The following is a 17,334-nucleotide window of genomic DNA, read 5'->3' as shown; positions in this document are numbered from 1 at the left end:
AATGAGACTAAAGAAAAATAAGGTGAATTGGCGTGCAAACAATGGAGATAAAAAAAGCGATTGCGCTTTTGGAAGACTGGGATCCTTTCCAGGCGGGGAAAAAAGCCTACGAACATGAAATTACCGATGTCATAGCAGAATTGCATCGCCTCGATCATCCGACAGACCTTGCGAAACGAATTCGGGAAATTTATGAACAATCGCATCAATTGTGGATTCCAATCGAACAATGCGTACAAATTTCCTACAAGCTTATAGCAATTAAATACGAAGCGAAATCCATCGTATAAAAAAGAAAGCTCCATCGCCTAGGCGATGGAGCTTTTCTTTTTATACTGCTCTAGCACCAAGGCACTTTCGCTTTTCTTACAGTTCAACAATCCAAACAAAGAAAATCACAATAATAGCAATTGGAGCGGCAAATCGTACAAGGAACTTCCAAAGACCGTTCATAAAAGGATTCATGCGAAGCTCGTCGTCTGTTTGTGCTTTTGTTAATACAAAACCTGCAAACAATGAAACGATAAGTGCTCCAATCGGCATTCCGATACGGCTTGTTAGTAAATCCGCAAAGTCGAAAACTGTACCACCGAAAATCTGGACATCAGCTAATACGCCGAACGACAATGCACTTGGGATACCCACAACGAAGATAAGTAGTCCGAAAATCCAAGAAGCCTTTCTTCTTTGATGATGTTTTTTACGAATGCCTGACGACACAACAATTTCAAGCATCGCAATGGATGAGGTCAGTGTTGCGAAAAGCATCAGGATGAAGAAAATAATCATAAATACATTTCCTAAAGGAATCTGACTGAAAATAGCAGGTAAAATAACGAAAATTAAACCAGGACCTTCTGCAGGAGAATGACCCAATGCAAACACTGCTGGGAAAATAACAAGACCAGCCAATAAAGAAATTACAATGTTCAATATCGAAACATTCACAGCGGATTGACCTAAACTTTCTTCTTTAGGCAAGTAAGATGCATACGTCATCATTGCTGTTACACCAACACTTAATGAGAAAAATGCTTGTCCAAGCGCCAATAACACTGTCGATCCCGTCAATTGAGACCAATCGGGTACGAATAAGAATCGAACACCTTCCATAGCGCCAACCAGCGTTAACGAGCGGATTGCCAAGATGATGAAGAAGATGAACAATAAGGGCATCATCCATCGACTTGCACGTTCAATCCCGCCTTTTATCCCACTTTGCACAATCCCGATTGTCAAAATCATGAACATGGCTTGAGCAATCAGCACTTCGAATGGATTTGAGATGATTGAGTCGAATAACGCCCCATGGTCCGTCACATCCAGTCCGAAGAACAAAGCCCGTACCAAGTAGGAAAGGATCCAACCACCTACAACGCTGTAAAACGATAGAATGATAAATGACATGGCGAGACCCAACCAGCCAGCAAGATGCCATTTTCGGCCTGGCGCCAAACGTTTAAGTGAAGTAATTGCATCAGATTGTCCCATTCGACCAATAACAAATTCCGCCAATAAGATTGGTAAACCAATTGCGAAGGTACTAATAATAAATAAGATGACGAAAACACTACCGCCATTCATCCCTGCCATATAAGGGAATTTCCAGATTGCGCCGAGCCCAATCGCACTACCCGCGGCGGCAAGAACGAATCCGAGTTTAGAAGTCCATTGATCACGCTGTTTCATAAAATAATCACTACTTTCTTAAAGATGCAAACTTAATTTTACACGAAAGAAAAATGAAAGCTATGCATTTTGCAACATTTTTCAACAAAGCTTCGTTTCACATACAGATAAAAGAAAGCGAGGGGGAAAAATGGACGAAACCGAATTGATAGTAAGAGCGCAACAAGGTGATAGGGCCGCCTATGGAGAGCTAATGAATCTACATTATCGAACGGTCGAAAAGTTTGCCTATCAATGCGGTGTCAGTCTCGATGACGTTCCGGATGTGACGCAAGAAGTTTTTATCAAACTATATAGATTCCTCAATCAGTTCAAACAAGACCGATTCACAACGTGGTTGTATAAAATCACTTTGAACACTGCACGCGATTATTACCGGAAAGAGAGTCGCGAACGAGCCAAAGAAAAGAAATTGTTGAAAGGTGAGCGTATAACCTCATACGATTCACCGGAAACAAAGGTGTTGTTGTTTGAAGAAGACCGTGAGCTACACACGGCGATTATAGAACTCGATGAAAAATACAGAATCCCTTTGATCCTTTACTATTTTCAGGACTTATCCTATCAACAAATTGCAGACGTGTTGAACATCACATTATCCACAGTGAAAACAAGACTTTTTAGAGCGAAGGATGGACTTAAAAAAACAATCGAGATAAATGGGGGTATGGATCGTGGAAAATAACGATTTCGAAAAACGGCTTGGATTTTTGAAAAAGTCTTATGAACGTGTTCCGTCCACATTCGATAGTGAAAAAGTGCTTCGTAAAATTGATGAAGAAACGAACAAAACACGGGAAGAAAAACCAACCATCAAAAAAGTAAATAAGTTTGGACAAAAAGTCACTGTCTGGGTTGTTAGTATAGCAAGTATTTTTATTATCGGATTTATATCCGTGGCTTATATGGCAGAACAACATACGAGTGGTGAACAAGAGGTACAGTCAGTCATTACAGATGATTATCTCGAGAAATTGAAGGAAGATTATACTTTTGAACGAGAGAACCGTCGTAAATTATTGGGGTTGGAGGAAGGACTTTTCAGTGAGCTCGAGTTCATAGGCTATGCAGATATGAATTACTCTTTTGTAACAAACGCTGATAATATTGAAAGAGCCAAGTCCTCTGCTGAAGGAAAAGAAGGGCTTGCACGTGATGTAGAAGGTGCTATTTTAGCATTAAAACTACCATCTGAAATGGTGGAAACGTTGAAAGAGAATCCACTTGTGGGAAATAGGGAAAAGAGTATCGAATTTCTTGCTGAATATAGAGACAAAATACAGGATTTAATTATCCTAGATAATAAAGTTTTAGATGAACATCGTGATGAAGTAATTCAAAACAGTGTGGAGTCACCAACTAATAATGGGGAAGTTATCATCAATCATCAATCTAACTATCCTAAACAACTTCAACAAATTATAGATTCGATGGAGAAACAGTCCATACATCTCTATAAAAACAAATATACAGATGAAATTGTGTCAGGCTATGACGATTCAGATTATTATCATCAAGTGAAAAATGCCGTCCATCCAGACACAATTAGCTATGTTGAGATGATTCTTCAAGAACCGTATACGTTTGGAGAAAACTTGAAGTACTCATTAGATAAGTCGGTGGAAATCATATTAAGTATGCAACATACTTTATTGAATGTCGAAAAAGAACCAACACTGTATTCAATTATGGAATCTTATTTTATTACGATTTTCAATAACCTTATGAAAGGCTCCGGTGATCAACCAATCTTCAACGAACAAGGACAGGTAAAAGAAGAGTATAGAGATTTGTGGAGAAAAATGGCTGTCGGAGAAAGGATGACCCCTTTGAAATATGTCATAAATCCGATTATTGAAGAGATGGAAGCATCCGATTGGAAACAGTCAAAAAGTTATGATGCACTTGACTATACGGATTTGAAAGATGCATTAGTCATTGGTAGAGATGGCAAGCTAAAATAGAAAACTATATAGGACGCACTAAAGAATTGCACGTATAACTACTTGTCTGCGCGGTTGTATGGGAACCCCTCGTATGTATTCCATTTGAGTGGCTGCAGTTGCTTGTAGTGGAAGCGCTCGACTCCTGCGGGAATAGCATGAGCCTTGAGACCCCGCAGGGAGCGAAGCGGACGAGGAGGCTTAAGCCATGCCCGCGGAAAGCAAGCGCTGGAACGAAAAGCAACTGCTCCTTTTAATTGTTATAAACCTACCTTTGCTTTCTAGTATAAAAAGACTGAATAGTATTCATTCTTTGGTATACTAGAAGACATTGGTACTTTGTTTTAGGGGAGATGGTAATCCGTGGGGGATATTGAATTGAATCAAAAAGTGAAATCAGGGGATATAGAAGCGTTCAAACAATGGATGGATAGCAATGCGAAACGAATTGAACGTCTAGCGGTTCAATATGGTTGCACGCAAGAACTAGCAGGGAACGTGACGGAGGATATATTCCGCACGTTATATAAGGAATTGGTGAATCTTGACGAGGATGAAATTCTGATAGATTCTCTCTATGAAATAGCAGTAAATAAGCTTGCACATGTACCATTACGAATACCGCCAGAAACTACTATTTTCCGTTTTGAAGAAGATCAGGTACTTCATGAAAGAATCAACCAGCTAGAAGAAAAAGATAAAATCACTTTTATTCTTTCGCAGTTTCATAACATTGAGCTAACAAAAATTGCACAGATTACGGGTTTAACGAAAGAAAAAGCCGAATATGCAATCCGGGAATCTTTCCAACAAATCAGTGTGCAAGCAGATCGAGCGGTAGTTGAAAAACAATTGGAATTCCTCGCTAAAACGTATAAGAGAATCAGCTATTCATTTAACAAAGAAGCGGTCTTTGAGTCTTCCAAAAATGAGAGACAGACTTCTCAACGAAAGGAAACACCTAGGAAGAAGTGGACCGTTTTAGCATGGATTTCGGGGATTGTTCTTTTACTTACACTTATTATCGTTCCAGTGGTAACGAGTGAAGAATATAAACAGGCATCAGCGGAAAAGTATCTAGAACGTATAAAAAGCTCGTTTAACGAAAAAATGAAAAGGCAATATAAGGAACTGGGACTTAGTGAAACAGAAAAAGAGTCTGAAGTGGACTTTCATATCGGAGAATACGGAGCGCAAGAACGTCTAGATTTTGATTTGATGATAAGTAGGTATGAACGTCTTTTAGCTGAATCGGGTACGTTTAACAAAGAAAAAATGGATGAAGAATACAAAAGTATTGTTAAAAATATGGAAATCCCGTCTGACATGGTTAATTCATTAGTACGGAATCCTTTGACGGAAGACAAAAAGAAAAGTGAGACATTTATCAGTGAATATTGGGGGAAAGTCGAATTGCTTCAACAACATTATATTAATCTACTGATGCACTATCAAACCCTTGTCAACAAAGCAGTCGTAGATGGAAAAGTGGACATTGAAAAGTTAAATGCGGAGAAAGATACCTATCCTAAAGAGTTGCAAGAGGCGCTGAAGGGAATGGCAAATCAAAACTTCCAATTAACAGCTGTGAGTGGTTGGGGTGTAATAGCCGTGTATGAAAAAAACGAAGTAGGGGATCAAATCCGGAATTCGATTCATAAGGATTTAGGAGGTTTCGTATCGGCAATAGAGTCAATACGGCTTATTTACGAAGATAAGCGTGAAGAAATGGTTGAAGAAATGCTAGCTATGGAAAACACATTAATCGCAAGTGACCACAATAATCCACCTTATGACATGCTGGAAGGTTTTTATACGGGAGCTTTCGCTAGTCTTTTGAATTGGCATCAGCCAGACATGCTTGTGGATGACGATGGTAACTTAAAACCGGCATATAGGACGGCGTGGAAAAAAGCCGCTGCTATTGGTGGAAAATCACCGCTGTCAGTTGTCATGCAAGGTATCGTAAATGAAATGGAAGCGAGAGGTTGGACGAAAGCCGAAACGTTTACAAGATTCCAGGATTATAAACTACGGGATGCGCTACAACTTGCAAAAGCTGACGACCTTAAATCCTTCTCATTTTACGGAATTAAGAAAAATGGAACTGACTCGGATATAGTCACATTACCCGATCCTGAATTTGAAAAAGTCATTGCGGAAACATACAAAAGCTTTTCAGAAAACCACGACTTATCCCTATTAACCGACGTAAATCCATTAATCATAACGGGTGTATTTTACTATGCAAATGACCTGGAAGATTCAGAAACAATGTGGTATTTGGATTCAGCTGGATACAGCAATTTGACATTAGAAGAATATAAAAGCGATTGGATACAAGCAGAAAAGGCGCTAGCTACGGTGACTAGCCTATCATTCATGCATGAGGACGAAAAAAACGGGTTTATTGAGTTTCAGAATGAAAACAATTTTTTTACCACTATGATAAATAAAGGCGAAGATAATGTGTGGAGAATATATACCGAGGAATTAAATACTCATAAATTTGACTGATTTCAACGATACTGGAATTATATGTTGAACCCATAATTCTATATAATCTCCAGCGAAGGCGCCTAACTGGGGTAGCTGAAGCAATAGGACTGTCAGCGGTCTTCTGGCTGGCTTATTGCGGGAGGCATCCCCAAGCGCCGAGCGTTGTTGAGAAGTTAACATAATATAGCTAGGAAATTGACATCAATTATTCATGGTACAATAGTCAGCATTTTTGCTCACTTCCCGCAATCATGTTATAATTTTGGATGGCCTTAACGGCAGATACGAAACCAAAAATAGATTGGGAGCTGTTTCAAATGACGAAAAAATATGTAGCAGGAGAAGAGCTTTCCGGCAAAGTAACAGGCATTCAACCTTATGGTGCATTTGTTGCGCTAGATGACGAGACACAAGGTCTTGTTCACATCTCTGAAATAACATACGGTTTTGTGAAAGACATCCACGAATTTCTTACTGTTGGACAGGAAGTGAACGTGAAAGTGCTTGAAGTCGATGACCGTGCAGGGAAAATCAGCCTATCAATTCGGGCATTGATGGAAGAACCCCCTTCGAACAAAAAGGACGAACGCCCACGCAAGTCACTACAGGCAAGTGTTAACGAACGTGATGCAGAAGGATTCAATTCATTAAAAGACAAATTACAAGATTGGATTGAAAAATCGGGTCAGTAATTGATTTTCGTAAAATGAAAATGAGGGATGGGCAATTATGCCTGTCCCTCATTTTTCATTTTACGAAGTCTATATTGTAGATTTTGCCTGCTCATACCGAGTGCATGGGCGGTTTTAGTGACATTTTCATCATTATGCCGCATTGCTTTTTGTATATAATACACTTCTGCCTCACGCATGAATTGATCCAACGGTAATAATTCTTTGCCAGGCTGTACGATAAAATCGGTAGCCTGCTTTGGATCATCAATCATAAAGCCACTTTTCATACGGAAGTGTAAAGGTAGCATGTCATAAGTAATAACTGCTTCTGTAGTAGCCAAAGAAGTCGTTTCATCCAAAAGAAATTCAAGTTCCCGAATATTCCCAGGCCAACTATATCCAAGAAAAAGCTGTTCGACTTCAGGTGTAATCCCATCCAATGCATATCCGAATCGTTCACTGCGTCGCGCTAAATAAGCTGTAACAAACGGTATAATATCTTCTTTTCTTTTCCTGAGCGGCGGAATCCGAATCGTGAATGACGCGAAGAAATAATATAAATCCTTTAGTAAGGTCCCTTTTGCTATTAATTCAACAGGGTCGTCCCCAATACTTGCGATGAATTGATGACCTTCTACATCTAATTTTACAAGTATGGAAAGTAATTTTTGTTGCAAAGAAATGGATAGAAGATCGATTCTTTCACAAAATAGCGTTACCTGTTCCGAATCATTTAAATCATCAAGTAAACGACTGACAAGATCAGAATCCGAGCTATGGCAAAAAAGTGTATAGAACAAATCAGTCGGCTGGACCAGTCCATTGTGGATACTTTCTGCAAGCAAATCTTTACCAGTGCCTGTTTCACCAATCAGTAGGATGGGTAACTTTGCACGTGTAGCTTTCTTAGCAGTAGAAATGACAGCCTTCATTTGCGTGGATTCCGCAACGATATCACTGAACGTAACAGAATTATGGTTTTTACGGTAAGGTTGATGGACAGCTTTCTCTAGAGCCGTTACATCATGCGCAAGTTCTATTGCTCCAATAAGTACCCCATTTTCACTAATTGGATAGGTATCATTGATGGTCGTTATTTCAGTCCCATTTCGATTCCAATAGGTCTGTTTTACATTCGTTTGTTCAATTCCGCTTTGCAGTACTTTCAACAATGTACTTTCCTCTTGTTCAAAATTGAATAACTCCAAAATTGAACGGTCCCCGACATCTTCAAGTGCGAGTCCTTCAATCGCTTTCATTTTATCATTATAGATAATGGTCCGACCATTTTTGTCGACAGCATGGATGCCGACCGCAACGTGATTGACCGCAAACCTATAATAGGGAAGGAGTGATTCAACGTTTCCAATCAAAATTAACCACCATCCAAAAGTTTTTTTTAAGAAATAATGAATAATACTTGAAATCCGCAACAATCTTTTGCATTATTATATAGGTAACCAAGTAATAAGTGCAAATAATTTTTGCGTTCCAATTAAAAGGAGGATCACCATGATTCCATACAAACATGAGCCATTTACAGATTTCACAAAAGAAGAAAATAAGAAAGCGTATTTAGAAGCTTTGAAACTAGTAGAAGGATACCTTGGTCAAGATTATCCACTCATCATCGGTGGAGAGCGTATTACAACTGAAGATAAACTGGTTTCAACAAACCCGTCCAATAAAGAAGAAGTAATCGGCCGCGTTTCAAAGGCAAGTAAAGATCTTGCTGAAAAGGCAATGAAAATTGCTGACGAAACATTCAATACATGGAAAAAAGTTAAACCTGAATTCCGTGCGGATGTTTTATTCAAAGCTGCTGCGATTGTTCGCCGCCGCAAACATGAATTTTCTGCTCTACTTACAAAAGAGGCAGGAAAGCCTTGGAACGAAGCGGATGCAGATACAGCTGAAGCAATTGATTTCCTTGAATTTTATGCGCGTCAAATGCTTACACTAAAAGACGGTATTCCTGTTGAAAGCCGTCCGGGAGAATTCAACCGCTTCGACTATATTCCTCTTGGCGTCGGCGTTGTCATTTCTCCATGGAACTTTGCATTCGCAATCATGGCGGGCACTACGGTTGCTGCACTCGTAACTGGTAACACAGTTCTTTTGAAACCAGCTTCAACAACACCAGTCATTGCTTACAAATTTATGGAAGTACTTGAAGAAGCGGGCATGCCTGCAGGCGTTGTGAACTTCATCCCAGGTTCTGGCGCTGAAGTGGGCGACTATCTTGTCGACCACCCAAGAACTCGTTTCGTTTCTTTCACTGGTTCACGTGCAGTTGGAACACGTATTTACGAACGTGCTTCCAAAGTGAACGAAGGCCAAATCTGGCTTAAACGTGTTATTGCTGAAATGGGCGGTAAAGATACAATGGTTGTGGATAATGAAGCAGATCTTGAACTTGCTGCACAATCCATCGTTAAATCAGCGTTCGGTTTCAGTGGACAGAAATGTTCTGCTTGTTCACGTGCGGTTATCCACGAAGACGTTTATGACGAAGTGGTTGCACGAATCGAAGAGCTAACAAAAGAATTGACTTACGGGGATTCAACAGAGCAATCCAACTTTACAGGTCCTGTAATTGACCAAGCATCATTCGATAAAGTAATGAGCTACATTGAAATTGGTAAAGAAGAAGGACGCGTTATTGCGGGCGGAACAGGCGATAGTTCAAAAGGATTCTTCGTCGCGCCAACAGTCATTGCGGATCTATCTCCTACAGCACGCGTTATGCAAGAAGAAATCTTCGGCCCAGTCGTTGGGTTAACAAAAGCGAAGAGCTTTGAAGAAGCAATTGAAATTGCAAATAACACCGATTATGGTTTGACAGGCGCAGTTATTTCAAATAACCGTTTCCACATTGAACAGGCACGCGAAGATTTCCATGTAGGAAACCTATACTTCAACCGTGGTTGCACAGGTGCAATCGTTGGTTACCAACCATTTGGCGGATTCAACATGTCAGGTACGGATTCAAAAGCGGGCGGACCAGACTACTTGCAACTTCATATGCAAGGAAAAACAACATCAGAAACGCTTTGATAATAAATTAATAAACAGACCCATCTTTGCGGTGGGTCTGTCATTACATACAACTTTGGAGGGATTCAGTTGACAATTTCAGAAAAAGTAATCAGCCAGGCAGACAAATATGGTGCAAATAACTACAATCCACTAGCAATCGTTGTTTCAGATGCACAAGGTGTTTGGGTTAAAGATCCAGAGGGAAATAAATATATGGATATGTTATCTGCCTATTCAGCAGTAAACCAAGGACACCGCCACCCGAAAATTATTCAAGCATTAAAAGACCAAGCGGATAGAGTTACACTTACTTCACGTGCTTTTCACAATGACCAATTAGGCCCTTGGTACGAAAAAGTTTGTAAATTATCCGGAAAAGATATGGCACTTCCAATGAATACTGGCGCAGAAGCCGTTGAAACAGCTATTAAAACTGCACGCCGTTGGGCATACGATGTTAAAGGTGTAGCAGAAAACCAAGCGGAAATCATTGGTTGCGTCGGAAACTTCCACGGTCGCACGATGGCTGCTGTTACTTTATCATCTGAAGAAGAATACAAACGTGGATTTGGTCCAATGCTACCGGGCTTTAATCTAGTGCCATACGGTGATATCGAAGCACTTAAAGCGGCAATCACTCCAAATACGGCTGCATTCATAATTGAGCCAATCCAAGGTGAAGCGGGTATTCTAATACCTACTGCAGGTTTCATGAAGGCAGCACGCGAACTATGTAAAGAAAACAACGTCTTATTTATTGCTGATGAAATTCAAGCTGGACTTTGCCGTACTGGTAAAATGTTTGCCTGTGAGTGGGAAGGTATCGAACCAGATATGTACATCCTAGGTAAAGCATTGGGCGGCGGCGTATTCCCAATTTCATGTGTGTTAGCAAATAAAGATATTTTAGGCGTGTTTGAACCAGGTTCACACGGTTCAACATTTGGTGGAAATCCGATGGCATGTGCCGTTTCAATTGCAGCACTTGAAGTGCTAGAAGAAGAAGAACTTGCCAAGAATTCACTTGAACTCGGAAATTATTTCATGGATGAGTTAAAGAAACTCAACCATCCGTCGATTAAAGAAGTACGGGGTCGCGGATTATTCATAGGTGTCGAGTTAAACGAAGCCGCACGTCCGTATTGTGAAAAACTTAAAGAACTAGGTCTTCTATGTAAAGAAACACATGATACGGTTATCCGTTTTGCTCCTCCACTCATTATTAAAAAAGAAGAACTTGATTGGGCACTCGAAAAAATCAACAAAGTTTTTGGAAACTGAAATAAATAGCCAATAAAGTACTTATGTATGGTACAATGTATGCGAAGAAAAATTATGAATCAAAGAGGCGAATCATCAAATGACTGAAAACCTGAATCTGTTTACGTCTACACAAGCTGTCATTAAAGAAGCACTTGACAAATTGGGCTACGATGAAGGAATGTATGAACTTTTGAAAGCACCAATCCGCATGGTCGAAGTGCGGATTCCAATACGGATGGATGACGGGAATATTAAAGTATTCACTGGTTTCCGTGGACAACATAACGATGCAGTTGGACCAACTAAAGGTGGCGTTCGATTCCACCCGGGTGTGAATATCGATGAAGTACGGGCATTATCTATGTGGATGACTTTAAAAGCCGGCATTGTCGATTTACCATACGGCGGTGGTAAGGGCGGGATTATCTGTGATCCACGTGAAATGTCAATGGGAGAACTTGAACGTTTGAGCCGCGGTTATGTACGCGCGTTAAGCCAGGTAATGGGACCAAACAAAGACATTCCAGCACCTGACGTTTTTACAAATGCACAAATTATGGCATGGATGATGGATGAATACAGCCGAATCGATGAATTCAACTCACCTGGTTTCATTACAGGTAAACCAATCGTTCTAGGTGGTTCACAAGGACGTGACCGCGCGACTGCCGAAGGTGTAACAATCATTATTAACGAGGCAGCAAAACGTCGTGGAATCGATATGAAAGGTGCTCGTATTGTAATTCAAGGATTCGGAAATGCAGGTAGTTTCCTTGCTAAATTCCTTCACGATGCAGGCGCAAAAGTAATCGGAATTTCCGATGCATACGGCGCACTTCATGATCCGGAAGGACTTGATATCGATTATCTACTAGATCGTCGCGACAGCTTTGGTACAGTAACAACGCTGTTTGAAAATACACTTACGAATCAAGAGTTGCTCGAACTTGATTGTGATATTCTTGTTCCAGCTGCAATTGAAAATCAGATAACAGAAAAAAATGCACATAATATTAAAGCGAAAATTGTTGTTGAAGCTGCAAATGGTCCAACAACAACAGAAGGAACGAAGATTCTGACTGATCGTGGAATCCTTCTTGTTCCGGACGTGCTCGCTAGTGCAGGTGGCGTTACTGTTTCTTACTTCGAATGGGTCCAAAATAATATGGGCTACTACTGGTCTGAAGAAAAAGTGCGTACAGAAATGACTGAAAAAATGGTTGGGGCATTTGATAATGTCTACACAACAGCTGAAACACGTGGTATAGATATGCGCCTTGCTGCGTATATGATTGGTATCCGCAAGACTGCAGAAGCATCACGCTTCCGAGGTTGGGCTTAAAAAACATGATAAAAGGCGTCTCCCGCTCTAGTCGGGAGACGCCTTTTATGCTTTTTCAGCTGTTGGTACGTTAACGTCATCACGGTCTTCTCGTTTAAACAACAACCCTAAATTTAAAAGCCCTGATAGCCCGACAAGAATATAAAACAAACGTGCAAGTGGTTCCGAGGTGCCACCAGCCATTTGCCCAACGACGTCAAAACGGAATAACCCTACAAGTCCCCAATTGAGTGCCCCGATAATAAGTAATGCAACAGCAAGTTTTCGAAGAATGACCATAATTTAAAACCTCCTATACGTACTGTTCCCGAAATAGTACCTTTCATACACACAACTTAATTTTTGCATAATCACATGAAGTTTCGGATAATAGGTAGGGAAAAGGGAGGCTTTTTTATAATGAATGATTTTGTATTTCAAAACCCGGTAAAGCTAATTTTCGGTAAAGAACAACTACAAAAGCTACCTACAGAACTTGCGAACTACGGGACAAAGGTTCTTGTTGTATACGGTGGTGGAAGTATTAAACGAAATGGTCTTTATGATGAAGTGATGACGCTATTAAATGACAATGGAATGGAAGTCCATGAACTATCCGGTGTGGAACCGAATCCACGTGTATCTACAGCCCGAAAAGGTGTGGAAATCTGTAAAGAGCAAAATATCGATGTTGTTCTAGCAGTCGGTGGAGGATCTGTCATTGATTGTGCAAAACTGATTGCATCAGCAGCTAAATATGATGGAGATGCATGGGACTTCGTATCGGGAAAGGCATATGCAAAGGACGCACTTCCAATAGGTACTGTATTAACGTTGGCGGCGACAGGTTCAGAGATGAATGCTGGTTCGGTTATTACAAATGAAGAAACGTTAGAGAAGAAAGGGTGGGGCGGACCGTTTAATTTCCCTAAATTCTCTATACTTGACCCAACGTATACGCTATCCGTACCTAAAGACCAAACTATTTATGGCATCGTTGATATAATGTCCCATGTTTTTGAACAATATTTCAATGAAGCGACAAACACATCTGTACAGGATGAAATGTGTGAAGGGGTTCTTCGTGCAGTAATGGAAGCAGGACCTAAACTTGTACAAGACCTTGAAAACTATGATTTGCGTGAAACGATTTTATTCGCAGGCACAATGGGGTTAAATGGCTTTCTACAAATGGGCTATAATGGCGATTGGGCGACGCATGATATCGAACACACAATTTCAGCAGTTTACGATATCCCGCACGGAGGGGGACTTGCAATCTTGTTCCCACATTGGATGCGACATAACGTTAAAGTGAATCCTGCCAGGTTTGCAAGACTGGCAGTTAATGTATTCGGGGTAAACCCACAAGGGAAGTCCGAAGAAGAGATTGCATTTGAAGGAATCGATAATTTAAGAACGTTCTGGACATCCATCGGGGCGCCCGTGAAACTTTCAGATTACAATATCGATGGCTCGAAGATTGAATTGATGGCCGATAAAGCTATGGCAAACGGTCCATTTGGGAAATTCAACAATCTTGAAAAAGATGATGTAGTAGCAGTACTGCAAGCTTCACTATAAACGACATAAAAAAACGTCACGCTAGTAGTTAATGAGCGTGACGTTTTTTTGTTACTCGGGTAGTTTTTTATTGGCTTCTTTATTAGGTCCTGTTGGGTTCGATTTTTTCCATGTCAACACGCCGTCATCTTCATCAAAAGAAATGATTGCATCCCGAACTCCTTTTTGATTTAGAATAATAGCCATCAGTCGATCGCGAATGTCATCGACATATGCTACCGTAAGGGATGGGTCAACCTCTGCCACTACCTCGACGTGAAGGAATTCACCTTCCTTAATTACTTCAACGCGCTGAATATCTTTCACATCAGGATCCTCCGCGACAAGATGGGCGATATGATTCAGCATCTCCTCATCCGTTTCACCGATGGCACCTCTAGCATTTTCGAGGAACACTTTTCCGACTACGTAAAACATCATTATACCAATTAGAATAGATGCAATGCCTTCCGCAATAAGCAAACCAAGGAAGTGAGCTAGTAAAACGGAAATAAAAGCAAGCAGGCCGCCAATTGTTGCAACAAGATCTTCCATGAATACTAATTTTGTTGGGGGGGTTGCTTTATCAAGGGACCCGAAGCTCTTTGTAATAGGTGCAAGACCACTGTTTTCAATTCCAGCTTCATGTAAAATCTCTTTTCCGGCTTTAAATAATACCGAAAACTCCAGGATTATTGCAACACCCAGTACAGAAAGATTGATGATTAATCCTTTAGATTCAGTTGGGTTCATAATATGATGCCATCCACTTAAAATCGCCTCATAAGACATGATTGCCACTACGATGACGGCACCAAGACAAACCAGGTTAACAACTCGGCCGAAACCGTTGGGGTATTTTGGAGTGGGTGCTTTTTTAGATAATGCTGATCCGATATAAACGAAAAACTGATTCGCTGCATCCCCGAGTGAGTGTAGCATTTCTGCAAACATAGCGACATTGCCTGTCAAGAAGAAAGCAATTGCTTTTAAAATCGCGATAACTGCGTTAACGACACCGGCAAGTAGTGAAGGTTTGTTACCATTTTTCAATAATTTCAGTATGTCCGACATAAAGTCCCTCCGTCATATAAATAATTCAATTTCGACTGATTCGATATAAGGTAGTGAAGATAGCTGGATATATAGTTCCGATGTTTTCTTTTTGGGTAATGCAGTAAGTCGGATATCCAATTCATGTTTCAAAGGCTTACCCGTTTCAACAATTTTTCGAATACGTAAATTCTCAATCGACATCCCTTCTGCATTTAAATGACCAATAAGATCTTCGATTTTCATCATATCTGTTAAAATAAAAATGAATGCGGCATCTTTTGTCCTTAGACGTTTTGGACCGAATTTACCAAGCAGTGGAGCAATAACTTCAATAACGAACATGACGCTTAAGACTGCAAATGCAGCTTCAATATAAAAGCCTGCACCTACGGCGATTCCAATACTTGCAGCTCCCCAGATCATAGCGGCCGTAGTCAATCCAGTTATATTGTCATTGTCTTTCCTTAGTATAGCTCCCGCGCCAAGAAAGCCGATGCCGCTAACAATTTGCGCTGCAAGGCGGAGGGGGTCCATTGTAACATTGATATCATCCCGGGCGGGTACAAGATAGGCAGCTTCTATGGAGACAACTGTTAAAAGACAGCTGAACGTAGCGATAACCGCACTAGTCTTTAATCCAATCGGTTTTTTCTTTATTTCCCTTTCTACACCAATTACTAAACTTAATACAAGTGCAAGAGCGATTTTGATTAATACCTCAGGATACATTTCACCATTTGCAATCCATTCCATTTCTGTTTCCCCCTGAACTCATAGTGTCTGAGTAAAACATTCATGTTATACTTTTTAGTATTACCTATTACCTTTATCAGCGATATAGTAACATGAAATTTTACCGAAAGTGATGTGTTTAAAGTGGAAAGACCAGCAATACATCCATACATACCGATTATCATAGGTGTACTATCTGTAGCGTTATCCGCTATATTCGTTAAACTGGCTACAGCAGATGCTGGCGTGATTGCATTTTATCGAATGCTTTTTTCGGTTATCATTATGCTTCCTATCTTCTTATATAAGTATAAGAAGGAAGTTTTGCTTCTAAGCAAAAGGGATTGGATTTTCTCCGCTATTGCCGGCGTGTTTCTAGCGTTCCACTTTATATTATGGTTCGAATCTTTGAATTACACATCCGTCGCCAGTTCAACCGTTCTTGTGACGCTCCAACCGATATTCGCATTTATAGGAACCTATTTCTTTTTTAAAGAGAAGTTATCTTTCAAAACGCTCTTATCGGCAGCAATTGCGATAGCGGGAAGCGTAATTATCAGTTGGGGAGATTTTAAACTAAGCGGCACTGCTTTTTACGGTGATATGTTGGCGCTTGCTGGGTGTGCATTAATAACGACCTATCTTCTATTTGGTCAAGATGTTAGAAAGAGACTCACTCTTATTACTTATACGTTTGTTGTCTACTCAATAAGCACGATTACATTATTTTTTTACGTCCTTTTAAAAGGGGAGTCGTTTGGTCCGTACCCCGGAGCAGATTGGTTCTGGTTCATCCTGCTCGCACTAATACCGAACCTGTTAGGACATACGTTATTTAACTGGGCACTTAAATGGGTGAGTACAAATGTAATATCGATTGCTATTCTATTTGAGCCGGTCGGTGCTGCAATACTTGCGTTTTATGTATTCCATGAAACACTGTCTGCCTCACAGATTACCGGCGGAATCATTGTTATAGCGGGGATATTGCTGTTCGTGGTAGACATGAATAAGTTGAAGGATAAATTATTTTTGAAAAAGACTTGATTTCTTATAACGTTATGTTGTATATTAGTACATGTCCTCAGGGAGCGAGAAACAACAACGGAAAAACAACAACAAAAAAGAAATTAAAAAAGTTGTTGACTCGTTCTGGAAGAGATGTTATACTAAGGAAGTCGCCGAAAGACGACGGACGATATGAACCTTGAAAACTGAACAGCAAAACGTCAATGAAATACAGCGAGAGTACCAAGTGTACTCGAGCAAAACATTTCTGAGTAACTGACTTATGTCGGAGCGAAGAAATACAAATTGTCATTAATGAAGAGTTGAAATACATTCTTTTAATTAATGCCAGCAAGAAATGAGCTTATCATTTTCTTCTATTATGGAGAGTTTGATCCTGGCTCAGGACGAACGCTGGCGGCGTGCCTAATACATGCAAGTCGAGCGGACAATAAGGAGCTTGCTCCTTATTGTTAGCGGCGGACGGGTGAGTAACACGTGGGCAACCTGCCCTACAGATGGGGATAACTCCGGGAAACCGGGGCTA

General features: G+C 40.4%; 15 protein-coding genes and 1 rRNA gene. 11 read left to right on the top strand and 5 right to left on the bottom strand.

All coding sequences use genetic code 11. The features are described 5' to 3' along the window. Positions 1-41 precede the first annotated feature (41 nt). Positions 42-290: a DUF1871 family protein gene (locus FILTAD_RS12560; RefSeq protein WP_124071284.1), complete on the top strand. Its 249-nt coding sequence runs from the start codon at positions 42-44 to the stop codon at positions 288-290. 76 nt (positions 291-366) lie between these two features. Here the strand turns inward: FILTAD_RS12560 and FILTAD_RS12555 are convergent, their stop codons facing one another. Beyond that, a complete protein-coding gene (locus tag FILTAD_RS12555; protein ID WP_124071282.1) occupies positions 367-1,689 on the bottom strand; it encodes a sodium-dependent transporter in 1,323 nt (440 codons plus the stop codon). A 130-nt stretch (positions 1,690-1,819) separates the two neighbouring features. On the opposite strand from FILTAD_RS12555, the gene FILTAD_RS12550 reads away from it, so the two are divergent. The 4 genes from FILTAD_RS12550 (at position 1,820) to yugI (ending at position 6,823) form a co-directional block, all read left to right on the top strand. Continuing rightward, positions 1,820-2,374 (top strand): RNA polymerase sigma factor, encoded by a 555-nt coding sequence (locus FILTAD_RS12550; RefSeq protein ID WP_124071280.1) that lies wholly within the window; start codon positions 1,820-1,822, stop codon positions 2,372-2,374. Continuing rightward, entirely contained in the window at positions 2,364-3,653 is a 1,290-nt protein-coding gene (locus tag FILTAD_RS12545; protein ID WP_124071278.1) for a hypothetical protein, read from the top strand. The genes FILTAD_RS12550 and FILTAD_RS12545 overlap by 11 nt, the downstream gene beginning before the upstream one ends. Before the next feature lie 357 nt (positions 3,654-4,010). Next, positions 4,011-6,149 carry an RNA polymerase sigma factor gene (locus FILTAD_RS12540; RefSeq protein ID WP_124071277.1) on the top strand — a complete coding sequence of 713 codons (2,139 nt, stop codon included), beginning with the start codon at positions 4,011-4,013 and terminating at the stop codon, positions 6,147-6,149. A gap of 299 nt (positions 6,150-6,448) precedes the next feature. Next, positions 6,449-6,823, top strand: coding sequence for a S1 domain-containing post-transcriptional regulator GSP13 (gene yugI / locus FILTAD_RS12535; RefSeq protein ID WP_124071275.1), 375 nt, complete (start codon positions 6,449-6,451; stop codon positions 6,821-6,823). Positions 6,824-6,858: 35 nt separating this feature from the next. Here yugI and FILTAD_RS12530 read toward each other — a convergent pair whose 3' ends face one another. Further along, positions 6,859-8,178 (bottom strand): AAA-type ATPase lid domain-containing protein, encoded by a 1,320-nt coding sequence (locus tag FILTAD_RS12530; protein WP_345788906.1) that lies wholly within the window; start codon positions 8,176-8,178, stop codon positions 6,859-6,861. 139 nt (positions 8,179-8,317) lie between these two features. Between FILTAD_RS12530 and pruA the strand changes: the two genes are divergently transcribed. The 3 genes from pruA (at position 8,318) to FILTAD_RS12515 (ending at position 12,449) form a co-directional block, all read left to right on the top strand. Continuing rightward, on the top strand, positions 8,318-9,862 hold the full coding sequence (gene pruA, locus FILTAD_RS12525) for an L-glutamate gamma-semialdehyde dehydrogenase (protein WP_124071273.1): 1,545 nt from the start codon (positions 8,318-8,320) through the stop codon (positions 9,860-9,862). Between the two features lie 69 nt (positions 9,863-9,931). Next, entirely contained in the window at positions 9,932-11,125 is a 1,194-nt protein-coding gene (locus FILTAD_RS12520; protein WP_124071271.1) for an ornithine--oxo-acid transaminase, read from the top strand. 79 nt (positions 11,126-11,204) lie between these two features. Then, the gene (locus FILTAD_RS12515) at positions 11,205-12,449 is read left to right on the top strand and encodes a Glu/Leu/Phe/Val family dehydrogenase (protein ID WP_124071269.1); all 1,245 of its coding nucleotides are present in this window, start codon (positions 11,205-11,207) and stop codon (positions 12,447-12,449) included. 45 nt (positions 12,450-12,494) lie between these two features. Here the strand turns inward: FILTAD_RS12515 and FILTAD_RS12510 are convergent, their stop codons facing one another. Further along, the gene (locus FILTAD_RS12510; RefSeq protein ID WP_124071267.1) at positions 12,495-12,728 is read right to left on the bottom strand and encodes a DUF378 domain-containing protein; all 234 of its coding nucleotides are present in this window, start codon (positions 12,726-12,728) and stop codon (positions 12,495-12,497) included. Between the two features lie 120 nt (positions 12,729-12,848). On the opposite strand from FILTAD_RS12510, the gene FILTAD_RS12505 reads away from it, so the two are divergent. Further along, positions 12,849-14,012 (top strand): iron-containing alcohol dehydrogenase, encoded by a 1,164-nt coding sequence (locus FILTAD_RS12505; RefSeq protein WP_124071265.1) that lies wholly within the window; start codon positions 12,849-12,851, stop codon positions 14,010-14,012. A 51-nt stretch (positions 14,013-14,063) separates the two neighbouring features. On the opposite strand, the gene FILTAD_RS12500 is transcribed toward FILTAD_RS12505, so the two are convergent. Next, the gene (locus FILTAD_RS12500; protein WP_124071263.1) at positions 14,064-15,065 is read right to left on the bottom strand and encodes a cation diffusion facilitator family transporter; all 1,002 of its coding nucleotides are present in this window, start codon (positions 15,063-15,065) and stop codon (positions 14,064-14,066) included. A 12-nt stretch (positions 15,066-15,077) separates the two neighbouring features. Then, positions 15,078-15,800: an MgtC/SapB family protein gene (locus FILTAD_RS12495; RefSeq protein WP_124071261.1), complete on the bottom strand. Its 723-nt coding sequence runs from the start codon at positions 15,798-15,800 to the stop codon at positions 15,078-15,080. A gap of 123 nt (positions 15,801-15,923) precedes the next feature. Here FILTAD_RS12495 and FILTAD_RS12490 point away from each other — a divergent pair, with 123 nt between their 5' ends. Next, positions 15,924-16,826 carry a DMT family transporter gene (locus FILTAD_RS12490; protein ID WP_124071259.1) on the top strand — a complete coding sequence of 301 codons (903 nt, stop codon included), beginning with the start codon at positions 15,924-15,926 and terminating at the stop codon, positions 16,824-16,826. 340 nt (positions 16,827-17,166) lie between these two features. Further along, positions 17,167-17,334 (top strand): 16S ribosomal RNA (locus FILTAD_RS12485); the annotation flags it as partial.

This window comes from Filibacter tadaridae (assembly GCF_900609045.1).
In the GTDB taxonomy this organism is placed as follows: domain Bacteria; phylum Bacillota; class Bacilli; order Bacillales_A; family Planococcaceae; genus Sporosarcina; species Sporosarcina tadaridae.
This window is presented reverse-complemented; position numbering and strand designations above follow the sequence as displayed.

What these genes read in the sequence shown, in the direction of transcription:
- FILTAD_RS12500 (WP_124071263.1), bottom strand. Translation starts at nt 15,065, where the DNA reads ATGTCGGACATACTGAAATTATTGAAAAATGGTAACAAACCTTCACTA.
- yugI (WP_124071275.1), top strand. Translation starts at nt 6,449, where the DNA reads ATGACGAAAAAATATGTAGCAGGAGAAGAGCTTTCCGGCAAAGTAACA.
- FILTAD_RS12510 (WP_124071267.1), bottom strand. Translation starts at nt 12,728, where the DNA reads ATGGTCATTCTTCGAAAACTTGCTGTTGCATTACTTATTATCGGGGCA.
- FILTAD_RS12495 (WP_124071261.1), bottom strand. Translation starts at nt 15,800, where the DNA reads ATGGAATGGATTGCAAATGGTGAAATGTATCCTGAGGTATTAATCAAA.
- FILTAD_RS12505 (WP_124071265.1), top strand. Translation starts at nt 12,849, where the DNA reads ATGAATGATTTTGTATTTCAAAACCCGGTAAAGCTAATTTTCGGTAAA.
- pruA (WP_124071273.1), top strand. Translation starts at nt 8,318, where the DNA reads ATGATTCCATACAAACATGAGCCATTTACAGATTTCACAAAAGAAGAA.
- FILTAD_RS12550 (WP_124071280.1), top strand. Translation starts at nt 1,820, where the DNA reads ATGGACGAAACCGAATTGATAGTAAGAGCGCAACAAGGTGATAGGGCC.
- FILTAD_RS12515 (WP_124071269.1), top strand. Translation starts at nt 11,205, where the DNA reads ATGACTGAAAACCTGAATCTGTTTACGTCTACACAAGCTGTCATTAAA.
- FILTAD_RS12555 (WP_124071282.1), bottom strand. Translation starts at nt 1,689, where the DNA reads ATGAAACAGCGTGATCAATGGACTTCTAAACTCGGATTCGTTCTTGCC.
- FILTAD_RS12560 (WP_124071284.1), top strand. Translation starts at nt 42, where the DNA reads ATGGAGATAAAAAAAGCGATTGCGCTTTTGGAAGACTGGGATCCTTTC.